The 3585-nt window shown below is 36.8% G+C and carries 4 protein-coding genes; all 4 read right to left on the reverse strand.

Annotated elements, in window-relative coordinates; genetic code table 11:
• The coding region (locus ACIQ1E_RS14230; RefSeq protein ID WP_396172038.1) for a hypothetical protein at positions 1-685 on the reverse strand (685 nt) is incomplete at its 3' end.
• A gap of 62 nt (positions 686-747) precedes the next feature.
• Entirely contained in the window at positions 748-999 is a 252-nt protein-coding gene (locus ACIQ1E_RS14235; RefSeq protein WP_396172039.1) for a hypothetical protein, read from the reverse strand.
• 2 nt (positions 1000-1001) lie between these two features.
• Entirely contained in the window at positions 1002-2186 is a 1185-nt protein-coding gene (locus ACIQ1E_RS14240) for a hypothetical protein (RefSeq protein ID WP_396172041.1), read from the reverse strand.
• A gap of 86 nt (positions 2187-2272) precedes the next feature.
• Positions 2273-3585 (reverse strand): PBSX family phage terminase large subunit (locus ACIQ1E_RS14245; protein ID WP_396172042.1); only part of this gene is annotated, 1313 nt, incomplete at its 5' end.

Consider the following 3585-nt stretch of genomic DNA (forward strand, 5'->3'; position numbering starts at 1 on the left):
CTTTCAATAATGCTTTCTCTACATCTGCACTTTGCTCTCCAAATAATGCACTTGCTCCTTGAAGTCCAGCGAATACTCCGACTCCTAATTGAAGTCCTTGCATGGTAGTATCTAAAGCTCTTGTATCAGATGCCAACAACTTAATCTGTGCTTGTTGATCGCCCATTGCATCAGTCAAATTAGCTAACTTTGCTTGAGCTTGTACATATTCTTCTCCAGTTAATGTAGGTAAGACAGCTTTTAATTCTGCTATCTGTGCCTTATAAGACTTCATTTTACCTGCCATCTTCTCAGTCTCAGTAGCCATCTTTTGAGTAGCAACCACTCCTTTATCAATAGCATCTCCAAGCTGTTTAGTAGCTTGAACTTGGTCAATCTTACCCTTTTTATAAGCATCAACAGTCTCTTTTCCTGCCTTGCCAAAGTCCTTTTCCTTAGCAGTAGCATTGGACAATTCAGAACTAAGCTCCTTAATCTCGTTAGTAGATTCAGCTATTGAGATGTCGTTAAATGTCTTTTTTGCTTTCGCCAGGTTACTCAATCCTTCAGCACCACCCTTGACATTCTTAGTAAACTCATCAACTTGCTTGGTAGCATTCTCCATTACTCCATCCAATGAAGCGACTTGCTTAGTAGCATCTGTCGTGTCAAAAAGGACCTTAAATATTATATTCTCTGTTGCCATTATTATTATTTATGAATTGAAATATAGTAATTTTATACCAAATAGTATTATACCATTTAGTATTAAGATTCAAGCTCCTCTCTATCCTCGAACAGCTCATCATACATCTCTGCACTCATCACATCAATTATCTTGTAACATCTCCTTAGTATATTCTTTTTTAAAATACTTTCTTCTGATGTCATTGGATTAATCATGTCGGCTATCTGAATAAGAGTAGCACAGGAAGTAAAGTATTCCTCACGAGTGGTAAACTCAACCTCAAAGTCCAAGTCATCATCATCTTCGATTGGTGCTTCTTTCTCTTTTGCCATGATTAAAAAATATTAGTGATTCGAGCTATCTGCCCATTATGTTTGCAATGTAAAAAACCCTCAATAGCTTTGATACTTAAATAGCCGTTACGATGATGCCAGCTATCTGTGCCTGATGGACTCCTCAAGCTTTCAACAGTTATGCCGATAAAGTCCTTAGCAGTTTTATGATGCACATGATGAGTATAAACGTATCTGTGCTTGGTAGATGCCCATTCTTGACTGAACTCCTGAGCCATCAATAAAGGTAAGTCAGCTAACTTAGCACCATCGCCATGAGTAGTGCCTATCAAATTATTGTGATACTTAAATCCTTTCCTATGTGCTATTGAACAATCAAAAGTGATATTCTTGCAGTCCTTAAAGTAAGTCTTGATGACGTCAGCTAAAAAGAAACCATTAGTATAATCGTGATTGCTTGGATTGAAAGTGAAGTGAACATCAGCAACCGTTACCAACTTTAAAAGGATGTCAATGTAAAGCTGTTTAGCAATCAAAAAGTTATCATACCACATTCCATCAGTATCTTGTGGAGTGCCTGATGTAGTCATTCTCTTTGGATTGTCCACATGGAGTATATCGTTACCACCGATGAATAAAATCTTATCAATGGCAAAGGATGATACCTTTTGCAATATGCCATCAACTCCTTCCAATGCCCTTTTAACTGCTATTTGATTATTGTAATCTTCGCCAGTCTCGAATGCTGTACATAACTTGCCAATGTGAATGTCGGCAGGATCTAAAACTAATAAGTAGCTATTCTTATCCACTACCCTCTTGAGCTTTGGAAACTTAGGAATAAAAGCTTGTAGGTCCTTAATCAAGTCTGCTTTAAGCTCACTTACCTTTACTATCTCATTAGGCACAAAGTCAGGATTCACAACAAAGGCACTCACTCCTGGAGTAGTATCTGTTGGCTTAGTCTTAATCCATATATTTTTAGCTGATGTCAATGGCACATCTGTAAGCTCACAAGCATTCAAGATGCCCTCATGCAAGTCTAATATCCTCTTTTTATTTCTCATGATATAAATCTTCAAGGCATTTATATCAAGATTATCATCGGAGCTATCTTCAGTGTTTAAAAGTATCTTAGCTAACTTGGTATATGAGTCGTGGAATGATGGATTGGCTATAATTAAGTCCCTAATTTGTTGGTCTAAATGACTAAATTTTGACTTCATTGCATGATTAATTAGGCATTAGTGATGTCAGATTGACTTAATGAATTGTAACTCATACAAAGTTATTCATAAATTATTGAATTACACTATAAATCTAACTTAGTCCGATAAATATTTACTAATGAATATTTGAAAGCGTCTAATAAATGCGACAACTCCTTACCCTCGCCACTACTCTTTTTGATTAGATTACCATGCATATCTGCTTCACAATAGGTAAGGTCCTTGATTAGATAAGGCATAGACTCATTGATAAAGCACTTGTTAAAGTGGAAGGCACGATTCATTATCTCTCGGCTATTATGATTGGAGTGATTCATACCAGGTATAGTGAATGCCCTATCATGTAAATTTAACTCATCCTTGATGACATGATAATAATTTAACCCTCCTTTACTGATGGCTTGGCGATTCTTACCGGTGCTATCTCCTGTTACTATCACATAGTTTGACTTTGGAAGCTTGCTCCTTATCTCAGCACAAAGTTGCCATATGTCGCTATTCCTTAGCCGATACTCCTCAATAAAGTAAACTACTCCAGCTCTAATCTGTGATGCAACACAAGTCATTGGATCTACGTTAAAGTCAAATGAAAGTAATATATCCGAATTATCAAACTCAAAATTGCCAACGTGTTTACTCTTATCAAAGTTAGTGATGTATGGCTTATCAACCTCAGCTCTTCCCCACTTACCATATAGATTGATGTCTAATAAGTTTTGATTATGCTCATACTTCCTTCTTAAACTTATCTCATAGGCTTCCTTATCAATGTATTCATTATCATTTAAAGTAGAGTGATGGATGAGTAGGTCATCTCCATAATCAGCTCTCGGCTTGCTGATGTCATCAGGACTAAAGAAATAGGACCGTATAAAGTTATTCTCATCCACCGGATTAAAGGCACAGATGAATTGTAGGTATTCGGCTTGTGGAGTCCTTAGAACTGAGTCAATCATATCAATAGACTCTTTGGAGCATTCGGTTATCTCATCCACAAAGACATGAGTAGCTTGACTTATACCCTTAGTCTTTTCAGCTTCTACTAATCCATAAGGCATTATCTTATGACCAGTAATCTTATTAGTGAACACCATTGAGCTGTTGGCTACCTCGCTATATTCAAAATAATGCTTCATGCCAAACATCTTGATAGCAAAGCAGATGTCCTTGAATGTAGTTGAACGTATTGTCTCGTGATTCTTTCTGCAATAATAAATGGCTCTATGCTTAGGTGCAAACGACTCCATCAATAGCTTGAGGATGATGTGAAAGGTCTTGCTTGATCCTCGACTTCCATAACAAACAAGATATCTCTGTTTGCTTTCTAATACAGGAATGAATGCTTTTGAATAGAACTTACGAGGTATTTTTGGTTTCTCATTCTCCATCCTTTTCT

It is taken from the genome of Flavobacterium sp., from assembly GCF_044348915.1.
In the GTDB taxonomy this organism is placed as follows: domain Bacteria; phylum Bacteroidota; class Bacteroidia; order Flavobacteriales; family Flavobacteriaceae; genus Flavobacterium.